The following is a 19,126-nucleotide window of genomic DNA, read 5'->3' on the forward strand; positions in this document are numbered from 1 at the left end:
GCTGCTGCTCAACCTCAACTAAAAAAGGATAATTGACAGAATCTGACCAATGATCAGCCGTCATTTAAGCGCGATGAATTCTGAAGTCACCCGCTCGCCAAAAAATATGGAAGCATGATGGTCGAAATCCATCGTATCATCCGATGTGGTAAAAAACTGTTGCGTCCCATTCGCCGAAAGCTGTTGCTCCATTTCGGGATGACGCTGCAGGTAATCCCGCAGGCTGGCCGCTACAATATCGCCCTGGGGCACAACTTTGATACCTTCGGGCAGGTAATCTTTTATTTTTTCGAGCAATAACGGATAATGGGTACAGGCGAGAAGCAACGTATCGATATTAGCCGATTGTGCCAAAACCTGGTCCAGGTATTTCTTCACAAAATAATCGGCACCGGGCTGATCGTATTCGCCGTTTTCGATAAGCGGAACCCATAGCGGGCAGGCTTGCTGGTAAACTTTTACATCCGGGAAAAAATTATTGATCTCGATAAGGTACGAGCCCGATTGTACGGTGCCCTTTGTACCGAGCACGCCGATTTCCTTTGAATCAGAATAATTCCCAATCACTTCTGCGGTAGGACGGATAACACCCAGCACCCGTTTGGCAGGGTCCTCATTCAGCAGGTCGCGTTGCTGAATGGTGCGAAGCGCTTTTGCGGATGCGGTATTACAGGCCAATATCACCAGCGGGCAACCCATGTCAAAAAGCATCTGCACACACTCCCACGTATATTGATGGATGGTATTGAACGACCGGTTGCCATATGGAGCCCGTGCGTTATCGCCCAGGTATACGTAATCATATTGAGGCAGAAGATCCGCAATAGCGCGAAAAACGGTTAGCCCGCCGTACCCCGAATCGAAAATGCCTATAGGCTGTTTTTTTATCACGGTGTAAAAATAAAAAAAGCGGCCCGTATCGGAACCGCTTATATCCTATAAGTTTGTTTCTTATTTGATACCTAATTTCGTCTTAACATCGTTCATCAGGTCATCGCCCGGAGGAGACACGATCAGGTCGGTTTGGCCCGAATTGATCACGTAAGTATACCCTTTTTCTTTTGCCACTTGTGCAACCGCACCGCGTACCTTATCAAACAGTGGCTTGGAAAGTTCTGTTTCTTTTGCATTTACCTGCTGCTGCGCATTGGTGTTGTAATCGTTCATTCTTTTCTGGATATCTGCCAGTTCAGCCTCTTTCGCAGTACGAATAGCATCTGTCATGGTCGACCTTTGGGCAGTGTAAGCCTGTCCTTTAGACTGGTATTCGGTGTTCATAGCCGTTAGCTGATCAATAAACTGCTTACTGTAAGCATCCAGCTGGGTTTTTATAGTTTTGGTTTCGGGCATCTGTTGAATCAATTGTTCAAAATTGATGTATCCGATCTTAACTTGTGCTTTAGCGATATTCCCTGCAAACACAATACACACCGCAACTAAAGCAACTTTCAATAGTTTTTTCATTTTTTTGTCTTGGGTTAATAATAGTCTAATTTATTTATAAATTCTTATTTAGCAAATACACCGGGCTTTAGTCCCAGGCGGGTTATTACGTCCGCACTTTTATCGTAACGCGGATTAGCGTACAGCATGATCACTTCACTGTTCTTATCAAAGATCATATCAAGGCTCTCACTTTCGGCAACGGCCTGTATGGCTTTGGTCAGCCTGTCCTGTATCGGCTTGATCAATTCGTTGCTTTTCTTTGCCAACTGCCCATCCGGGCCAAATTTCTGGCGCTGAAAATCCCTCACTTCTTTTTCTTTATCACTTATCTCGGCCTCGCGCCTTTTTTTCATATCGGCAGTCATCAAAATCTTGTCTGCCTCAAACGCCTTATACATGCGTTCAATTTCCTGTGATTTTGCGTCAACTTCCTTTTGCCATTGGTCCGACAATGCAGCAAGTTGTTTTTGCGCTGCCGCGTATTCCGGTATATGTTTCAGGATATAATCCGAATCTACAAATGCGAAACGCTGCGCAAATGTAGTAAACGCTGCAAACGTAAAAAATATTACCAGTATTATCTTTTTCATTGCAAGGCGCAAATTAATTAAATCCTCCGCTTAAGCTTTGTGAAATTGAGAAATGGAACTGGCCCTTGTTAGCATCCGGTATACCGGGTATCTTATCAAAGCCATAACCATAATCCAAACCAAGCAGCCCAAAAATAGGTAAAAATATCCTTGCACCAAATCCCACCGAGCGCCTGACGTTGAATGGATTAAACTGGTCGAAACTGTTCCAGACGTTACCGCCTTCAGCAAAGGCCAAAACAAATATTGTTGCCGACTGGCTCGCTATAACCGGGTGGCGCAGTTCGAATGTGTATTTGTTATATATTGTACTTCCCGGGTTATTATTCACATTATAATTGGTACCTACCGGGATAACCGAGAAGTTTTGGTAGCCGCGCAACCCTATGATATCGCTACCCTGCAAAAACTGGTAACTCTGCATACCGTCGCCACCCAGTTTGAACCTTTCAAACGGAGAAGCAGGAACCGCCGAATTGTACTCGCCCAGGAACCCGAACCTCACTTGCGACATCAACACCAGCTTGCCATATATCTTCTGGAACCACTGCGCATCGTACTTAACTTTATAATATTCCACAAAGTGATACACCTGTTCCTGCGTAGGCGGCAGCTTATAATTCAGGTGATTAAATAACGAATATGGCGGTGTTCCCTGGATAGTAAGCATGATATTTGAGCCCTGTGTAGGGAATATCGGCACGTCCAATGAGTTACGTTGCAGTGTCTGGGTTAGTTTAATATTGTATGATGTACCATTGGTAAATATATAACCAGGATAGTTATCCAGGCTGTAGTGGTCAAAGTTCACCGAGTAATTCAACTGGAAGTAATTGTCAGGCCAGTTAAGTCTTTTACCCAATGTTACACCTATACCATTAATACGCAGGTTATTATACCTCGGGTCGCTTTTGGGGTAATACTGCCCGGTAGAACTTAACTGCGTATAGGCCGAAAGAGAGAAAAATATCGGCTTTTTACCACCTAACCACGGCTCGGTGAAAGTGAACGAATAATTTTGATAGATACGCCCGCTCGATTGTCCCCTGATGCTCAATTTCTGGCCGTCGCCTTTTGGCAATGGGCGATATTCTTTGAGGTGAAATATATTCCTGAGTGAAAAGTTATTAAAGGTAAGGCCGAGTGTACCAACTAATTGGCCACCGCCAAAACCACCCGATAGCTCAATTTGGTCGGACGGTTTTTCGACCACATTGTAGATAATGTCCACCGTACCATCGGTCGGGTTGATGTTGGTTGGCCTTGGTTCGGTCTTTTGTTCATCAAAATTACCCAACTGTGATATTTCGCGCGTACTGCGTATAAGCGCCTCTTTACTGAATATCTGGCCCGGTTTTGTCCTTATCTCACGCCTTACCACTTTATCGTTGGTTACGTCGTTGCCTTTCAGGATAATACGGTTCAGCGTATAACGCGGACCTTCGTACACCCTTATATCCAGGTCGACCGTATCGTTGTATATCCTGGTTTGAACAGGATCGGCACTGTAGGTAAGGAAGCCGTTATCGAGGTATAATGTCGAAACATCATCGTTATTTGGCGTAGGGCCAACAAGCCTTTTATTCAATTCCTCTTCGCTGAAAACGTCACCTTTGCGAACACGCAGCAATTTATTGAGCACGGTTGAAGAGTATTGTGCGTTGCCAGACCAGGTAATGTTCCCGAAATAGTACTTGTGCCCTTCATAAATCTTTATTTTGACGTTGACGGTTTTATCATCATGCCGCCAAACCGAGTCGCTGATGATCTCTGCATCGCGGTACCCTTTGTCCTGCATTTTTTCGACGAGGTTTTGTTTATCATCCTCGTACTTATCCCGCAAAAACTTCCTCGATCCGAATAAATTATACCAATGACGCTGACGCGTTTTCTTTAAAAATTTCCTGAGTTTCTTTTGGCTGAAGGCCGTATTGCCCTCAAAAGTGACACTGTTTATTTTTACCTTGTGCTTCTTGTCCACAGCAACATCAAGAATAACGCTGTTGGCATCACCCGGGTCCTTACGCTGCTTGATATCGACAGTAGTATTCAAAAAACCTTTTTCAGCGAAATGCTTTTTGATGATGGCGGTAGTCGTGCTCAAAAGGTTCTCGTTAACGATCTTGGCGTTCTTATCACTCAGTTTCTTTTGCAGATCCTCGATCTCGCCCTTTCGCGGACCAGTAATGTGCATCCTGGACAAACGCGGACGCTCAACAACTGCTATTTCGAGGTATACGGTATCAAGGTTTATTTTAGTAATGTTCAACTGTACGTCGTCAAAAAGGCCCTGGTCGTACATTCGTTTAACCACGGCCGCATTTTGTTCGCCCGGAAGATTTATCCTGTCGCCCTTGTTTAATTTGGATATCTGTACAAGCACATCCTTATCAAGGTTTTTAGTACCGGTAACCGTAACCCCGCCTATAATGTAATCCTTTGGATTGAGGTAGCTTAAACTATCAGCGGAAATAGATTTTTGAAGTGCCGGCCTCGGCTGATTAGAGACCTGTGCCAGCGCAGCAGTACTTATAACAGTGAAAAGAATAGCAAAAAGAAGTTTATTCATTCGAATATTTTAGTGGGCTAAAAATAATTTATACAGTTGTTAAAAAGTGTTAAAAGTAAAAATTTAGTTCAGTTGCTCGCTGATCATACCAAAACGCCGTTCGCGTTTCTGATAATCAATGATGGCCTCGTACAGGTCTTCACGCCTGAAATCGGGCCAAAGTTTCGATGTAAAATACAATTCAGCGTATGCAATTTGCCAGAGTAAATAATTACTTATGCGGTATTCGCCGCTGGTCCTTATCAGTAATTCCGGGTCGGGCATTTCACTCGTATATAAATTATTTCCGAAAGTGTCCTCGTTAATATCATCAGGGTTCAATTCGCCCTGCTGTACCTTACGCGCTATATTAATAGCGGCCTGTGTAATTTCACGTCTCGAGCTATAACTAAGTGCCAGGGTAAGGGTCAAACCGGTATTGCGGGCGGTCTTATTTATAGCGCCTATCAATTCTTTATGGCATTTGGCAGGAAGCATCTCCAATTCTCCTATCGCATTCAGCCTGATGTTATTTTTCATAAAGTTGTCTATCTCTTTATGGATTGTGGCAACCATCAGTTCCATTATAGCCGATACTTCCAGCTTTGGCCTGTTCCAGTTTTCGGATGAGAAAGTATACAAGGTGACATATTTAATACCCAGTTCGGCGGAGGCTTCAACCACATCGCGTACGGAAACTACCCCGTTGCGGTGGCCAAATACCCTTAACTTTCCTTTGCCCTTTGCCCAACGCCCATTACCGTCCATGATGATAGCTATATGCTGAGGTAACCTGGAAAAATCTATCTGGTCCTTATATCCCATTTTATCTGTTTCTTAAAAGCCGGCTGTGGCTAAAAAGATATACCCTAAATAAAAAAATTGGTCCGTCTGCTTCTAACAGCCGGGCCTACAACAAAGTAATCAATCACTTATGCCGCGTTTTTTTTCAGGGTACAAAGGTAAAACTTACTTTGTACTTTTTTAGTATGCGGGCAAAAAAGAAAAATGCCCGAAAAAATGGTTATAACAAAGAAAGCCGCCTACCTGTTATGGCCGGCGGCAGTGAAGGTTTAGGTGGTTTAGTAAGCGTTCTTCTGTTTTAACATGTCGATATCTTTTGGCGAAATATCGGCTATGGCATAAGAGGGCACACTGGCGATGTTAAGCTCGTCAAGCGTATTGACCAAATTATCATACAGGGAGTGTGAACTTGGCTTAACAATCACGATGATGGTTTTCCCGGTTTTCTTCAGGATATCTTTACCTGCATTCGCGATGGCCATGCGTAACCCTGTTTTGCTATAGTTAACTATTGCAGGCTGCACAATAGGCTGATCGGGCAAACCAACATACCATACCGCCTGGTTATTTTTGCCGAGACAGATGGTCATGGTACGGCTTGCGGCATAACCACCCGGAGGGGTATCTTTTACCGGCATGCTTACATCCATAGCCTTTGGCTTGATGAGTGATGTAGTAAGGATGAAAAATGTGATCAGCAGAAAAGCAAGATCGACCATGGCTGTCAGGTCGATACGGGGAGGAAGCTTTTTCAGCGAGCTTCTTTTACCGTTTTTTTCGGAAGCAACTAACTCTGCCATAATTTTAAGTTTTAGGTGTACCGGACCTTTGGCGGGCCTTGCCCCGCCCCTCTCCAACCGGAGAGGGGCCAAGATCTTTCCAACAACTAAAAAAGATCTTTTTGGGATAAGGCTACAAACCTCTGTATCCAAAATATATAACTAAAACGAATTATATTTTGAGTTTATTGTATTAAACAAAATATTTATTTGAATTTTATAAAAATACTGCTAATAATAGCACTTACTGGTTACGAAGGTGAAGGAGATACCTACGTTGATGAACATATAAGTATCCTTTGGGCGAAGGTCGCCGCGCTGGCTGCCGGGCGAGCCGATATAGGTGCCGGTGTTTTCGCCCGAGCGATCTGATAACGCCCTTGAAAGGTCGGAAGGCAATTTCGTGCGGTCGGGATATACGCCCGAAACATCATCCAGGTAGTCGGTAGTTGGGTGCCGGTAACCGATATCGGCAATAAAGTTCCATTTGCCCGAAAAGTTATATTTTATCCCTACCCCGTAAGGTATGCTGATAGCGGCACTTGAATATGGTTTGGACTGTCCTTCGGTCATTAGCGGCCGTAAATCATAATCATGGCCCTGGTATCTTGCTTTGGGGTTGTATCCCACTATACCAATGCCAACATATATAAAAGGTGTAAACCTGTTTTGTCCTGCCTCGGGTATATATTTAAACAGGTTGAATTCGCCCATCAGGCTTAATTCATTTAATACCGTCGAGAAACTAAGATTACGCTGCCTGAACTGCGGGTTTGACGAGGTGCTATCGGCGCCGGCTATCGTCCCGAAAGTGTATTTTAGTTTGGCCGACCAGTAACCGTCGAAATTACGAGCGACGAATCCGCCTAACGATATACCGCTTATCTTTAAAGGATTGTTTGGGTTCAGGTCGCCCATATAGCCTGCTGCACCCACATTGCCTCCCAATTCCCAGGTTTGAGCCTGTAAATTAACTGAAATGAAAAGCAGTAGTAAAAAGACTACAAATTTGGGCATCCGGCAAAATTAGTAATTGCGGGTATCCAATCCCCACAATAGTTTGTTCCTTAACGTGGATAAATAACTTTCATTACTCAAACGGATGAGGTTAAGGCTAAAATCTGCCTTTCGGATGTGGAACTTCATCGTTTTTTCAATGATCGCCGTCCGGGAATCGCATGAAACCAGGAAATTGGCGCTGCGGCACTCAACTTCAAAAGTAAGCGTGCTGCTGTCTGGTAATACGATAGGACGCACATTAAGGTTATGGGGAGAGATGGGCGTAATGGCTATGCTGTTTGATGCGGGAAAGATGATAGGGCCGCCACAGCTTAAAGAATATGCCGTGGAGCCGGTAGATGTAGATATGATGATACCGTCTCCCCAATACGAATTCAGGAACTCGCCGTTCAGGGAAGCGTGTATGGTGATCATGGCTGCATCGTCGCGCTTATGGAACGTAACATCATTGAGCGCGAAGTTGTCATTGCCAAATATCTTCTCGTCCGAATCTATCTGCAATAATTCACGCTTATCGAGCGTAAACTCCTTGTGCATTACGGCATAAATGGCAGCCGCTATATCGCTTTTATTAACGCTGGCCAAAAAGCCAAGCCTGCCAAAGTTGATGCCGATGACCGGTATGCCGGTATCATGTATTAGTGTAACCATATCCAGCAGGGTACCATCGCCACCGAGCGTTAAAAACACGTCGATAGCCTTCCTGATAAAACCGTGGTCCTTTAAAACATGATATTTTGCATTAACTATCTTGCCGTCCAGGTAGTCGTAAAGCTGCTGATGCACATATATTTCGGCCTTATGCTGTGCCAGGCTGTCAAATACCTGCTGGATGTATGGAATTACCGCCAAGTCGTTAAATGGCCTGCCGTAGATAGCTATTCTCATTTGTTTAAGTCCATAGTTTATAGTCCATGGTCCATAGTTTTCGACAAAATTATAAAATTCTGCCATGGTCTACGGACTATCGACCATGGTCTGAAAAAAGCTTTTACAAATTAAGGTAATTCATCAGCGAATCGTACCGGTCCTTCGAGCCGTCGTTGTCGTCGCTATGATTAAAGGTAGCTTTTATGTTGTATTCGTAACGCATAAAGGTGGCTATAATGGCCGATATATCTACTTTGTTTACCTTCAGCGTAACCTCCATTTTTGTAGAATCGGGGAAAGTACGTACGTAGGAGCTTAATATCTGGGCATTGTCCGACTCGACGATCTGCGCCATGTGGGCCAGGGAATTGTTTTTGTTACTGATCTCGAGCACAATGATACCACCCGGCTCCGAAGAGGAGGTAAGGGTAGCAAAGTACTCGTTCATCATATTGATCGGGATCAGCCCCAGGTAGTTCTTTTTTGCGTCGAGCACAGGCACTACCGTCAGTTGCAGTTCATAAAACAACCTGATCACATCGTATATGTGCTGATCTTCGAGCACATAGGGATTAACCAGCGACAATGCCAGGGCGCCAATAGGCGTTTGGTAATCGCTTTCTTCTACCAGGTCGTTTTCCGACACCAAGCCCAGAAACTGCTCTTCATTAACTATCGGCAGGTGCCTCAGCCTGAATTCAACCATGCGGTCCATCACCTTCTGTATCGTATCAGAAGTGTGCACCGGTGGTATCGCATCTGCTATTAGTTCAATTGCAAGCATATTAAGCCTTTACTTTATCACGATCTAAAAAAGCCCTTAAATGTTTATTAAATTCTTCCGGCTGTTCCATCATAGCCGCGTGGCCGCATTGGTCTATCCAGTGCAGTTCCGAATTTGGCAGCAGGTGGTTAAATTCTATCGCCACATCCGGCGGTGTTATCTTATCGTTCCTGCCCCATATTAACGAAACGGGGATAGTTATCTTATGCAGCTCCTTAGCCATATTATGACGAATAGCCGATTTGGCCATCGCCAGTATCCTTATTACGCGGTTACGGTCATTAATTGTTTTAAAAACATCGTCGACAAGCTCTTTTGTGGCCGTCTTCGGATCGTAAAAGGTATATTCTACTTTTTCTTTCACAAAATCATAGCTTTCGCGGCGGGGGAACGACCCTCCGAAAGCATTCTCATACAGCCCCGAACTGCCGGTTAACACAAGCGATTTCACAAACTCCATGTGGTTGGTGCAGTAAATAAGCCCCACGTGCCCGCCCAGCGAATTACCCAGCAGGGTAAAGTCCTTCAGCCCCATGTAGGTTACAAACTTGTGTACATACTTGGCCAGCGTTTTTACGCCGGTGGTAAGCAAAGGCAGGTCGTAAATAGGCAACATGGGTATAACAATACGGTAATCGTCCTTAAACTCGTCTATCACTTTTTCCCAATTGCTAAGGGCGCCCATTAAACCGTGCAATAGCAACAATACTTCGCCTTCGCCCTCATCGATATAACTGAAACCGTTTTCCTCTTTAAGCACGAAATCCATATCCTTTGTAAAAGCTAAGTATATAATTTTGCTTATACCAAAATCAAATCTGGTATAATTATTAATTTATCCGCTATAAAAATAGTTTATTGAAACTTAGTTGCAACAATAAATGCTATTTATTTTGCTCAATTTAACAATTCTTTAACAAGCTCCGAAATGGTTCTGCCATCAGCTTTACCGGCCAGTTCCTTGTTGGCCGCGCCCATTACTTTGCCCATATCTTTTACAGAAGCGGCCCCAACACGGGCAATCAATTCTTTCAAATAAGCTTCAACTTCGCTGCGTTCCATTTGTTTTGGCAGGTAGGCCTCTATCACCTCCATTTCCTCGGCTTCTATCTTATAAAGGTCTTCGCGGTTTTGTTGTTTGTATATATCTGCCGATTCCTTGCGCTGTTTGATAAGCTTTTGCAGTACTTTCATCTCTGTCTCCTGCGAGATAGCCTCCGAAGCGCCCTTTTCGGTACGGGCTAGCAGCAATGCCGATTTGATAGCGCGCAGGCCGCGCAAACGTGCTTCCTGCTTGCCAAGCATGGCCTGCTTTATATCCTGGTCTATTTGGTTAATGAGCATGGTAGTTATTGAATTACTGAATTATTGATTTATTGAATTGGCCCGAAAGTCCGCATAAGTCGGAAAGTCCGGAAGATTTTTCCAAACTTAATACAATTTTATCTTAGATATATCTTCCGGACTTGCGGTCTTTCTGACTTGCGGGCTATTTTCTAAAAATATTTGTTGCCGTGGCCTGGGCGGTTGGCATAATGGTAAGCTCGTTGATATTTACATGCGCCGGCCTTGACACTGCGAACCATATCGTTTCGGCCACATCCATGGCTACCAGCGGTTCAAAACCGTCATAAACTTTTTTGGCACGGGCCTCATCACCTTTAAAACGGACAAGGGAGAATTCTGTTTCCACCGCGCCCGGGTGTACCGCCGTAACACGTATACCATGGGGCAACAGATCGATACGCATGCCTTTATTTAGTGCATCAACGGCATGTTTGCTGGCACAATACACGTTGCCGTTAGGATAAACTTCTTTACCGGCGATAGACCCCAGGTTGACGATATGCCCGAGTTTATTCGTTATCATCCAGTTCGATACTACTTTGGTAACATATAACAGGCCCTTTACATTGGTATCCATCATCGTTTCCCAGTCGTCGTAACTGCCGTTTTGTATAGGGTCCAGCCCCTGGCTAAGGCCCGCATTGTTCACGAGTACATTTACCTGTTTCCAATCATTGGGCAGCTCTTCCAACTTGCTGATCACGTCTTCGCGGTCGCGCACATCAAAAACAAGGGTTTTCACATGCACATTATATTCGGCAATAAGCTGCTTTGATACCGTCTCGAGCCTGTCGGCACGGCGACCGGTGAGGATGAGGTCATAACGTTCACGGGCGAATACGTGGGCACAGGCTTCACCGATCCCAGCGGTTGCGCCTGTAATTAGTGCGATCTTAGACATAGGTAAGTAGTAATCCGCTGCGAAATTAGCCATTTAATATCGATATTTTCAGTGCGAAAGTCCCCTTAAACTTTCCCGTCGTTAAGAAAATGATGTAAACGTCAGTATTCTTAACCATCGATTAAGATAATATTATCAACCGAAAAAACCTTATGCGCCAGGCGTATAGAGACTGCTGAAGTCCTTAGATATGTTGGCCCACACACTCCCTGCTACTCGAAGATCAGGCTGAATGTAACCGTATGCAGCGATAGTTTATTGATGGGTGTAGCGAAGGGATTATCCTCGGATATCAGCACATTACCAAACGAGTTGGATATTTTTATCTCGGGCGATAACTTGAAATATTCAAAATAAATGTCGCAGCCCAGGCCTATCTCGTACGAGCCAAAACCGCTTTTGTTGCGCACGATAGCATCCAGCGGATCAATGTCGGGATTATTCTTTTTCGAACCGATAGCGGTGCTGTATTTGATGCCCGCTAGCATATAGGCCCTGAAATCCTGAATCCGTTCCGATTTAAGTTTGAATGATACGGGCAGATCGAGACTGGTGGATTGTACCGCCTTGCTTTGGTTTTGCGACGGTGTGGCGTAAGTGTAATTTAAGGTCCTGTCGGCAAAAACGAGCGAAGGTGTGGTGCGTATCTCCAAAAAATCGGTAAGACTGTAACGAGCCAAAAAGCCCACGGCAAACCCCGGCGCACCCGGCGAACTGATACTATTTACCGAGTCGGTAATATTGCGATTTACCCCGGGATCGAAATAAGGCTTGCGCCAGTCGGGCCGTTTATCAATTTTAAAATAACTGTTTACGTACTGGAAAGTAAACCCAAAACTATAATCCTGCAAATCGGCGTTGCCGCCCCATGCCGGCACCTGGGCAAAAGCAATTTTGCCAAACAGCAGCACTATCACGAGTAGCAGGTACCTTTTTACCATAATTGGTTAATTATTCGGTGTCCGATATTATCTTTTCAAATTTATTTAACGCCTGTATATATCGAACAGATACCAAACGCCAGCGGCCTGCATTTGGTATTTTTAAAACCCACCTTATCCATTAGCGCGGTAAAATTCTTCCCGTCCGGAAAGGCGGCAACCGATTCGGGCAGGTAGGTGTACGCCCTTGCGTCTTTTGAGAACAGTTTTCCTATGCCCGGCGTTATATAGTTGAAGTAAAAATTATACAACTGCTTTACCGGAAATGCTTTTGGTTTTGAAAACTCCAGCACCACAGCTTTACCACCTGGCTTCAGCACCCTGAAAATATCTGCCAGGCCCTTCTCCAAATTTTCAAAATTACGCACCCCGTAAGCTACCGTAACCGCATCAAATTCGCTGTCGGTAAAAGGTAAGCCTTCCGAATCGCCAAGTTTTACTTCAAAACAATCATTTAAGTTGCGTTTAGCTATTTTTTGTTCGGCAATATCCAGCATACCCCGCGAAATATCCACCCCTATGATCTTTTCAGGCTTCAGTATTTTCAGCGCCTCAAAGGCAAAATCGCCGGTACCGGTTGCCACATCCAGTATCAGTTTGGGGTGATCGTTCTTCAGTTCATTGATCGCCTTTTTGCGCCAGATAATATCGATACCCAGCGAAAGAAAATGGTTCAGGAAATCGTAGGTTTTGGATATATTATTGAACATATCGGCCACCTGTTCTTTTTTGGTGCCCTGCTGGTCGGTATACGGCGTAACGGTTTTGCTCATTTGCGGGCAAAGATAGTTATTTGGGTGTATGGTTTATGGTTAATAGATCATGGTCAACTGGGTCACAGATATTAAATACAATCCTTGGTCGGTATCATAACAAGGGTAAATTATTTTTTTTTGATGAAAACCAATGTTCATGCTGTTATAATTTCCCATTACCCCACGTAAATAAAATTAAGACTACTTTCGCCTCAAACCCTAACCATGACAAAAAAACTTTTCTTATCCGCCTGTTTGTGCCTATCGTTATTTATCGCTCATGCACAACACATTGATACCGCTAAAACCGCCGACTCTGTATACGTGCCACTCAAATATTGTGATATTCACAAACGCAGCCCAGTACTGGCTTGCCTGTTATCCGTTTACATTCCGGGCCTGGGGCAGGTTTATAATAAACAGGGGCTGAAGGCGGGCATTGTGTTTGGCACTTTTGCTTTGTCATTTGGCGCCGCAGAGATATATCACAGCAGCCATACCATCAACCCATATAATACTGCTCATCGGCCGAATGATGCGGTTACTGCCGCATTGCTGCTCCCAATGGCCGCAGCCTATATCTATGCGGTTATCGACGCACCGGTAACAGCAAACTGGCTGAACAAAACTTATCACCTGGCCAAAAAGAAACGCAGCCTTGCCGCCTTCAACCTACAGCCGGGCATCATTAATTCATCGCCCGATCATTTTACAGTCGGTTTGAACCTTGTATTAAGGTGATAGCCTCACCCTACTGTAAATGCGTCAAATAGTTACTATTTATGGTTTACACATTTCAAGCTACTTTTTATACAACAAGCTCAAAATCAGTATGTTATATGTGTTAAGACATAAAAATATGTTAACCATGTTAACCCGGTCACATTCACTTGGCCGGCACCAGGAACCCATTCAGATTTAGGTGCTGCGTATACTGCCTCACCCTAACTCCCTCTCCAGAGGAGAGGGACTTTTTATAGGGACAGGGGGCTTTTATTTTGCTAAGGCTAATAACCCATGCATATCCAGGCGTTGGGTAAACATGGTCAGGTTGCCTTTATCATCTAAGGGCCATTGCTCTTTGGGCCTGTCCCAATACAGTTCGACACCATTGCCGTCGGGGTCGTCCAAATAAATAGCTTCTGACACGCCATGGTCGGATGCGCCGGTTATGGGGTATTTGGCATCAAGCAACCTTTGCAGTGCTACAGCAAGGTCTTTCCTATCGGGATATAATATAGCGGTGTGGAACAAACCAGGGGCAGTTGCAGGCGCGGGCGGTTGCCCTTTGCTGTGCCAGGTGTTTAGGCCGATATGATGGTGATACCCGCCTGCCGAAATAAATGCGGCCTGGGTGCCATACATTACCATCAATTCAAAACCCAGCAGTCCGCAGTAAAAATCCATTGATCGTTGCAGGTCGCTTACTTTCAGGTGCACATGGCCTATGCGGGTATTGGCGGGGATGGCGTATTGTTCCATGTTTTGATTGTTATATTGTCGGATTGCTTTATTGTTGAATATTGCAAAGTTCTGTATAAAGAATTAATATCGGTGTCACGCAGACTTCATACTAACAATACAACATTTAGCAATTCAACAATATGTGATACCTTTGCCCCATGATCGTCAAATCTGCCGAATTCATTTGCAGCAATACCCAAATATCAAAACTGCCGCCGCCGGTAAAGCCGGAGTATGCTTTTATCGGCCGCTCGAATGTAGGTAAATCGTCGCTCATCAATATGCTGACAGGCAAAAAGGGACTGGCCAAAACCTCCCAAACGCCTGGCAAAACGCAGCTGATCAACCATTTTCTGATCAATGATAACTGGTATATAGTCGACTTGCCCGGTTATGGTTACGCGCGTATCTCCAAAAGTAAAAAAGAAGATTGGAACAAGTTCATCCGTACTTACCTGGATAAGCGCGAGAGCCTGCAATGCGTAATGGTGCTGATAGACAGCCGGCTTGAACCACAGAAAATAGACCTGGAGTTTTGCAACTGGCTCGGCGAAAAGGGTCTGCCGTTTGCGCTGGTGTTTACCAAAGCAGACAAACAATCCTCCATCAAAACCGACCAGAACATCGCCAAATTCAAAAAGGCGCTTTTAGCCACCTTTGACGAAGTACCATCCTATTTTGTCACTTCTGCCGAATTACACACCGGCCGCGACGAAGTGCTGGGGTTTATTGCAGAAATAAATCAGAACTTTGTGGTGCCTGATTTTAGTGCCGAATTTTATAAGTAAAATGAAGAAATATTTTTCACTCGTACTGTTTGCGCATACCGTATTTGCACTGCCATTTGCGGTTATTGGCTTTTTTTTGGCGGTAACCACTACTGAGAATCATTTTAACTGGGTTAAGCTGGTGATGATGCTGCTTTGCATGGTATTTGCGCGTAACTCGGCTATGGCCTTCAACCGTTACCTCGACCGTGATATCGACGCCATAAATCCCCGCACCAAACAACGGGACATACCGGCAGGCAGGATAAGCGCTTCATCAGCCTTAACATTTACCATCATCAATTGCGCATTGCTGGTTATTACCACTTTCTTCATCAACAGGCTTTGCTTTTACCTGTCGCCTGTTGCTTTGCTGGTAGTATTGGGGTATAGCGCTACCAAACGTTTTACGGCTTTATGCCACCTAGTGCTTGGCCTGGGTTTGTCCCTCGCCCCTATTGGTGCTTACCTGGTGGTTACTGGCAGCTTTGCATTGTTGCCGATATTCTACTCGCTGGCCGTACTTTGCTGGGTGAGCGGGTTCGACATCATCTATGCTTTACAGGACGAAGATTTTGACCGGGGACAGCATCTGCACTCGATACCCGCATGGCTGGGTAAGGCGAATGCGCTTAACCTTTCCACCTTTCTGCATATTCTTTCGGCAGCATTTATTATTGCACCTATATTTTTCACTACAGTAAGCTGGCCATATTACATCGGTATAGCCTTTTTCTGCTCCATGCTCATTTATCAGCATAAACTGGTAAAGCCTAACGACCTGAGCCGGGTGAACTTTGCCTTTATGACCACCAACGGCATAGCGAGCGTGGTGTTTGCTGTTTTCTTCTTGATAGATAGATTTTTGATCCTGCATGGTTCAGCAGCTTTTGATATTCACATCCACTTGTAGAAAATCTAAATTGCTTGTATGGACACATCCAAAGCGCTTACTATTTTTAGGGAGCATCTTAAACGGTATATCGATTTTAACGAGGCCGAATGGATCCTGTTCAGCCAGCACCTTACCTTCAGCGCCTTAAAAAAGAAGCATTACTTTGCTGAATATGGAAAGGTTTGCGACAGGGTGGGCTTTATTGTAAGCGGCGCCGTACGCTACTTTCATATGAAGGATGGGCAGGATATTACCGGCTACTTCAGCTTCGAAAACGAGTTTGTAAGTTCCTACAAAAGCTACCTCACCGGTCAGCCCGGCTACGTTTATGTACAAGCGCTGGAAGACACCAAACTCATTACCTTCACCCGCAGGGATATGGACCAGATGCTGGCAAACCCTATGCTGGCCTACAAAATGGAACGCTTTGGCCGACTTGTAGCCGAACAATACCTTTGTTGTTACGAGGACCGCATGGTTTCGTTCATTACTCAAACACCCGAAGAACGTTACCTTAACCTTTTAAATACAGGTCGCGAAATACTGCAACGCATGCCGCAGCACTACATAGCCAACTTTCTGGGGATTACCCCTGTTTCGCTTTCGCGGATAAGGAGACGGGTGCTTGCAGCGGTGAAATAATATCGGATTTCGAATGTTCAATTTCGGATTTGGGCTTACCTGACATTAAATTCGAAATTGAAAACCCGATATTCGAAATCCTCCGAATTCTTATCTTTTGTTAACGTTTTGATTGACAAACCTGTTGCAACTTTGTATCAAACAAAAAAAAAAAGATCATGCATACCATATTAGGAGCCGGAGGGCCGGTAGCGAACGCACTAACCCGCGAATTAGCAAACAACAAAGAGACCATTCGCCTGGTAAGCCGCAAACCGGTTGAATCAAAAGAGAAAAACATCAGCTGGAAAAAGGCCGATCTGCTCAATTACAACGAAATACTGGAAGCCTCGAAAGGGTCGGACGTGATATACCTTACTGCCGGCCTGGTTTATGACATCAAGGTATGGCGGGCGCAATGGCCGGTTATCATGCAAAACTTTATCAACCTGGGTAAGGAAACCGGTGCAAGGCTTATATTCTTCGACAATGTGTATAGCTATGGACTGGTTAACGGTCCAATGCTGGAAACCACTCCTTACAATCCATGCAGCCAAAAAGGTGAAGTGCGTGCAAAAATAGCGACGCAATTAATGGATGAAACCAGGGCAGGGAACATCAATGCAACCATTGCCCGCGGGGCCGATTTTTACGGAACCGAAAGTATGAACAGCTTTTTTGATATGATGGTACTGGACAAGTACGCAAAAAAACAAAGCGCCCAATGGATAGGCAACCCCGGCAAACTGCACAACTTCAGCTACATACCCGATATGGGCAGAGGCATGTATTTGCTGGGCCAAAACGCGGATACCGATAACCAGATATGGCACATGCCTACGGCTGCCCCTTTAACCGGCAAACAATTTATTGAATTAGCTGCAAAAATCTACGGCGTTAAGGCCAAATTCATGTCGATAAATAAGCTGATGATGCAGCTTTACGGCCTGTTCGACAAGAATGTAAAAAGCGCAGTAGAAATGAACTACCAATATGAGAATGATTATATTTTCAACTCGGATAAATTTGAAAAGGCATTCAGCTACCATCCCGAAACTTATGAGAATGGGATAAAATTGATGTCGGAAACGTTTTATCAACAAAAGTGATCAAAGGTTTTTTGTTGCCGTTTGTGATGGCAATATCAAGTCTGGGAATCCACCGGGGTTATAATAGGGCAATTTACTTTCGTTGAATCCCGGTGTTTTGAACATTCTGAAATTAAAGGGTTTGAAATTACTTAAAGGGACGTTAGGAATATTGGTCAGTTTCAGTATTTGCGGAAACTGGAACGACGTAAAGGCTGAAGGAGAGAAGATAATAGCAAAAACGTTATCAGTTACATCCGAAAAATTGGCGTAATAATAATCAAGGGATCCCTGTGGCGTGAAGCTAAAAGAACTTATGTCACTGCTGTTTATTGTTGCAGTGGTGCCAAAAGGTGGTATGGCGTCCGGTGGCAGACTGTTAAAAGTCGAAAAGTAATTCCAGCCATTTTGATTATAAGAAACAAGACAATCGTAATCCTTCAGAAAAGCACCATCGGGATAAAAATAGGTCATATCTGAATTTTGAGAATAGGCCATATCCAGGAGATAGTAGGCGAACGAGTTTGTGCTGCTTCGGCCATATAAGCTTAAGCTGATGTCTGTAGCTCCACTTATCGCCAGCGTTTTTTTGATCGAATTATTAAAGGTGCTATCCTTTAAACTCATCGTCGTGGCAGTCCTGGTAATATCGAGGGGGAAAAATCCATAGTGACCGTTATTGTTGGCGTCTACATACTGCACGAATTCTTTTGTTGCTGCCGAGAAACCGTAATTGGATATGTTACCCACCTGCTGGGGTGTTTGAAAACTGAAGCCTATTTCGTCGGTGCTGACGATCATCCTGGAAAATGAAGGAAAATTTGTAAAATTTAAGGTCTCATTATACCACTTGTCCGGATTCGTGTTGATACCTCTAAGGTCCCAAACCCCACCTTTAGGGATGCTCATATAACCGGTAATATAAGTTTGAATTGACGGGTCGGTTTTTACCTCGAAAACGCTGCAGCGGCTTTTCGGGTCGGGATGCGGTGACACAATGGGAATAATACTCTCGCCATTATATTTAACCGAGGTCAGCACATTGCCAGCCGAGTCAGTGACAATATAAATTATGTTGGTATATATACTGTTGATGTTTGGATCTATCTGGAGGGTAACCAGGATATTACTCACTACTACATCCAAACTGGCCTCTACTTGTTTACCATTGCTTTCGTAAGCAACAGCTTTCAGCTTATAATTCCCATTGTTCACCGCAAATGTGTTCCATTTCAAGGCGTATGGCGCTGTGTTGGTTGTAGCGATCAGCGAATCGTTGGCATAAACTTCTATTTTATTTATCGATGGGCCGCCGGATGTTGTTAATTGGGCAGACAAAGTCCCTTTAACAGTGTCGCCGCTATGAAGTCCTGTAAAACTGATCGTCCCAACAGAAGGTCCGTCAGAGCCTTGTTTTTTACATGAGAAAATGAAAACGGAGATTAAAATAAATAAGTGTAGAACAAATTTCATTTGATAAGATCTGGTTGTAAACATTGCCGCAAG

Annotated in this window: 21 protein-coding genes; 5 read left to right on the plus strand and 16 right to left on the minus strand. The window is 44.4% G+C overall.

Annotated elements, in window-relative coordinates; all coding sequences use genetic code 11:
* Positions 1-60: 60 nt before the first annotated feature.
* From murI to ubiE, 14 genes are all read right to left on the minus strand, one after another.
* On the minus strand, positions 61-888 hold the full coding sequence (murI, locus tag FRZ54_RS21430) for a glutamate racemase (protein ID WP_377026850.1): 828 nt from the start codon (positions 886-888) through the stop codon (positions 61-63).
* Positions 889-951: 63 nt separating this feature from the next.
* Positions 952-1,464: an OmpH family outer membrane protein gene (locus tag FRZ54_RS21435; RefSeq protein WP_147033856.1), complete on the minus strand. Its 513-nt coding sequence runs from the start codon at positions 1,462-1,464 to the stop codon at positions 952-954.
* Between the two features lie 44 nt (positions 1,465-1,508).
* A complete protein-coding gene (locus FRZ54_RS21440; RefSeq protein ID WP_147033857.1) occupies positions 1,509-2,036 on the minus strand; it encodes an OmpH family outer membrane protein in 528 nt (175 codons plus the stop codon).
* A gap of 13 nt (positions 2,037-2,049) precedes the next feature.
* Positions 2,050-4,605, minus strand: a complete 2,556-nt coding sequence (bamA, locus tag FRZ54_RS21445) for an outer membrane protein assembly factor BamA (RefSeq protein WP_147033858.1) — start codon at positions 4,603-4,605, stop codon at positions 2,050-2,052.
* Between the two features lie 63 nt (positions 4,606-4,668).
* Positions 4,669-5,409, minus strand: a complete 741-nt coding sequence (locus FRZ54_RS21450) for an isoprenyl transferase (protein ID WP_147033859.1) — start codon at positions 5,407-5,409, stop codon at positions 4,669-4,671.
* Positions 5,410-5,666: 257 nt separating this feature from the next.
* On the minus strand, positions 5,667-6,188 hold the full coding sequence (locus FRZ54_RS21455) for an ExbD/TolR family protein (protein ID WP_147033860.1): 522 nt from the start codon (positions 6,186-6,188) through the stop codon (positions 5,667-5,669).
* Positions 6,189-6,398: 210 nt separating this feature from the next.
* Entirely contained in the window at positions 6,399-7,184 is a 786-nt protein-coding gene (gene porG, locus FRZ54_RS21460; protein WP_147033861.1) for a type IX secretion system protein PorG, read from the minus strand.
* Positions 7,185-7,193: 9 nt separating this feature from the next.
* Positions 7,194-8,075 carry an NAD kinase gene (locus FRZ54_RS21465; protein WP_147033862.1) on the minus strand — a complete coding sequence of 294 codons (882 nt, stop codon included), beginning with the start codon at positions 8,073-8,075 and terminating at the stop codon, positions 7,194-7,196.
* A gap of 103 nt (positions 8,076-8,178) precedes the next feature.
* The gene (locus FRZ54_RS21470; RefSeq protein WP_147033863.1) at positions 8,179-8,841 is read right to left on the minus strand and encodes a CBS domain-containing protein; all 663 of its coding nucleotides are present in this window, start codon (positions 8,839-8,841) and stop codon (positions 8,179-8,181) included.
* A 1-nt stretch (position 8,842) separates the two neighbouring features.
* Positions 8,843-9,610, minus strand: coding sequence for an alpha/beta fold hydrolase (locus tag FRZ54_RS21475; protein ID WP_147033864.1), 768 nt, complete (start codon positions 9,608-9,610; stop codon positions 8,843-8,845).
* Between the two features lie 128 nt (positions 9,611-9,738).
* A complete protein-coding gene (locus FRZ54_RS21480) occupies positions 9,739-10,185 on the minus strand; it encodes a GatB/YqeY domain-containing protein (RefSeq protein WP_147033865.1) in 447 nt (148 codons plus the stop codon).
* A gap of 145 nt (positions 10,186-10,330) precedes the next feature.
* On the minus strand, positions 10,331-11,089 hold the full coding sequence (locus FRZ54_RS21485; RefSeq protein WP_147033866.1) for an SDR family NAD(P)-dependent oxidoreductase: 759 nt from the start codon (positions 11,087-11,089) through the stop codon (positions 10,331-10,333).
* Between the two features lie 212 nt (positions 11,090-11,301).
* Entirely contained in the window at positions 11,302-12,030 is a 729-nt protein-coding gene (gene porT / locus FRZ54_RS21490; RefSeq protein WP_147033867.1) for a type IX secretion/gliding motility protein PorT/SprT, read from the minus strand.
* A 41-nt stretch (positions 12,031-12,071) separates the two neighbouring features.
* Positions 12,072-12,803, minus strand: a complete 732-nt coding sequence (gene ubiE / locus FRZ54_RS21495; RefSeq protein WP_147033868.1) for a bifunctional demethylmenaquinone methyltransferase/2-methoxy-6-polyprenyl-1,4-benzoquinol methylase UbiE — start codon at positions 12,801-12,803, stop codon at positions 12,072-12,074.
* A 207-nt stretch (positions 12,804-13,010) separates the two neighbouring features.
* Here ubiE and FRZ54_RS21500 point away from each other — a divergent pair, with 207 nt between their 5' ends.
* Positions 13,011-13,526, plus strand: coding sequence for a DUF5683 domain-containing protein (locus FRZ54_RS21500; protein ID WP_147033869.1), 516 nt, complete (start codon positions 13,011-13,013; stop codon positions 13,524-13,526).
* Positions 13,527-13,778: 252 nt separating this feature from the next.
* Here the strand turns inward: FRZ54_RS21500 and FRZ54_RS21505 are convergent, their stop codons facing one another.
* A complete protein-coding gene (locus tag FRZ54_RS21505; RefSeq protein WP_147033870.1) occupies positions 13,779-14,267 on the minus strand; it encodes a VOC family protein in 489 nt (162 codons plus the stop codon).
* Positions 14,268-14,407: 140 nt separating this feature from the next.
* On the opposite strand from FRZ54_RS21505, the gene yihA reads away from it, so the two are divergent.
* The 4 genes from yihA to FRZ54_RS21525 all read left to right on the plus strand — a co-directional run bounded on the left by yihA (position 14,408) and on the right by FRZ54_RS21525 (position 17,641).
* Positions 14,408-15,037, plus strand: a complete 630-nt coding sequence (gene yihA / locus FRZ54_RS21510; protein WP_147033871.1) for a ribosome biogenesis GTP-binding protein YihA/YsxC — start codon at positions 14,408-14,410, stop codon at positions 15,035-15,037.
* A gap of 1 nt (position 15,038) precedes the next feature.
* A complete protein-coding gene (locus tag FRZ54_RS21515; RefSeq protein ID WP_147033872.1) occupies positions 15,039-15,929 on the plus strand; it encodes a UbiA-like polyprenyltransferase in 891 nt (296 codons plus the stop codon).
* 18 nt (positions 15,930-15,947) lie between these two features.
* Complete coding sequence (locus FRZ54_RS21520; RefSeq protein WP_147033873.1) at positions 15,948-16,553, plus strand: Crp/Fnr family transcriptional regulator; 606 nt, start codon at positions 15,948-15,950, stop codon at positions 16,551-16,553.
* Positions 16,554-16,711: 158 nt separating this feature from the next.
* Positions 16,712-17,641, plus strand: a complete 930-nt coding sequence (locus FRZ54_RS21525) for an NAD-dependent epimerase/dehydratase family protein (RefSeq protein WP_147033874.1) — start codon at positions 16,712-16,714, stop codon at positions 17,639-17,641.
* On the opposite strand, the gene FRZ54_RS21530 is transcribed toward FRZ54_RS21525, so the two are convergent.
* On the minus strand, positions 17,642-19,093 hold the full coding sequence (locus FRZ54_RS21530; RefSeq protein WP_147033875.1) for an Ig-like domain-containing protein: 1,452 nt from the start codon (positions 19,091-19,093) through the stop codon (positions 17,642-17,644).
* Between the last annotated feature and the right edge of the window lie 33 nt (positions 19,094-19,126).

Source organism: Mucilaginibacter ginsenosidivorans (genome assembly GCF_007971025.1).
In the GTDB taxonomy this organism is placed as follows: Bacteria; Bacteroidota; Bacteroidia; order Sphingobacteriales; family Sphingobacteriaceae; genus Mucilaginibacter; species Mucilaginibacter ginsenosidivorans.

What these genes read in the sequence shown, in the direction of transcription:
- bamA (WP_147033858.1), bottom strand. Translation starts at nt 4,605, where the DNA reads ATGAATAAACTTCTTTTTGCTATTCTTTTCACTGTTATAAGTACTGCT.
- FRZ54_RS21525 (WP_147033874.1), top strand. Translation starts at nt 16,712, where the DNA reads ATGCATACCATATTAGGAGCCGGAGGGCCGGTAGCGAACGCACTAACC.
- FRZ54_RS21465 (WP_147033862.1), bottom strand. Translation starts at nt 8,075, where the DNA reads ATGAGAATAGCTATCTACGGCAGGCCATTTAACGACTTGGCGGTAATT.
- FRZ54_RS21480 (WP_147033865.1), bottom strand. Translation starts at nt 10,185, where the DNA reads ATGCTCATTAACCAAATAGACCAGGATATAAAGCAGGCCATGCTTGGC.
- yihA (WP_147033871.1), top strand. Translation starts at nt 14,408, where the DNA reads ATGATCGTCAAATCTGCCGAATTCATTTGCAGCAATACCCAAATATCA.
- FRZ54_RS21515 (WP_147033872.1), top strand. Translation starts at nt 15,039, where the DNA reads ATGAAGAAATATTTTTCACTCGTACTGTTTGCGCATACCGTATTTGCA.
- FRZ54_RS21485 (WP_147033866.1), bottom strand. Translation starts at nt 11,089, where the DNA reads ATGTCTAAGATCGCACTAATTACAGGCGCAACCGCTGGGATCGGTGAA.
- FRZ54_RS21530 (WP_147033875.1), bottom strand. Translation starts at nt 19,093, where the DNA reads ATGAAATTTGTTCTACACTTATTTATTTTAATCTCCGTTTTCATTTTC.
- FRZ54_RS21500 (WP_147033869.1), top strand. Translation starts at nt 13,011, where the DNA reads ATGACAAAAAAACTTTTCTTATCCGCCTGTTTGTGCCTATCGTTATTT.
- ubiE (WP_147033868.1), bottom strand. Translation starts at nt 12,803, where the DNA reads ATGAGCAAAACCGTTACGCCGTATACCGACCAGCAGGGCACCAAAAAA.
- FRZ54_RS21505 (WP_147033870.1), bottom strand. Translation starts at nt 14,267, where the DNA reads ATGGAACAATACGCCATCCCCGCCAATACCCGCATAGGCCATGTGCAC.
- FRZ54_RS21450 (WP_147033859.1), bottom strand. Translation starts at nt 5,409, where the DNA reads ATGGGATATAAGGACCAGATAGATTTTTCCAGGTTACCTCAGCATATA.
- porG (WP_147033861.1), bottom strand. Translation starts at nt 7,184, where the DNA reads ATGCCCAAATTTGTAGTCTTTTTACTACTGCTTTTCATTTCAGTTAAT.
- FRZ54_RS21475 (WP_147033864.1), bottom strand. Translation starts at nt 9,610, where the DNA reads ATGGATTTCGTGCTTAAAGAGGAAAACGGTTTCAGTTATATCGATGAG.
- FRZ54_RS21520 (WP_147033873.1), top strand. Translation starts at nt 15,948, where the DNA reads ATGGACACATCCAAAGCGCTTACTATTTTTAGGGAGCATCTTAAACGG.
- porT (WP_147033867.1), bottom strand. Translation starts at nt 12,030, where the DNA reads ATGGTAAAAAGGTACCTGCTACTCGTGATAGTGCTGCTGTTTGGCAAA.
- FRZ54_RS21435 (WP_147033856.1), bottom strand. Translation starts at nt 1,464, where the DNA reads ATGAAAAAACTATTGAAAGTTGCTTTAGTTGCGGTGTGTATTGTGTTT.
- FRZ54_RS21440 (WP_147033857.1), bottom strand. Translation starts at nt 2,036, where the DNA reads ATGAAAAAGATAATACTGGTAATATTTTTTACGTTTGCAGCGTTTACT.
- FRZ54_RS21470 (WP_147033863.1), bottom strand. Translation starts at nt 8,841, where the DNA reads ATGCTTGCAATTGAACTAATAGCAGATGCGATACCACCGGTGCACACT.
- FRZ54_RS21455 (WP_147033860.1), bottom strand. Translation starts at nt 6,188, where the DNA reads ATGGCAGAGTTAGTTGCTTCCGAAAAAAACGGTAAAAGAAGCTCGCTG.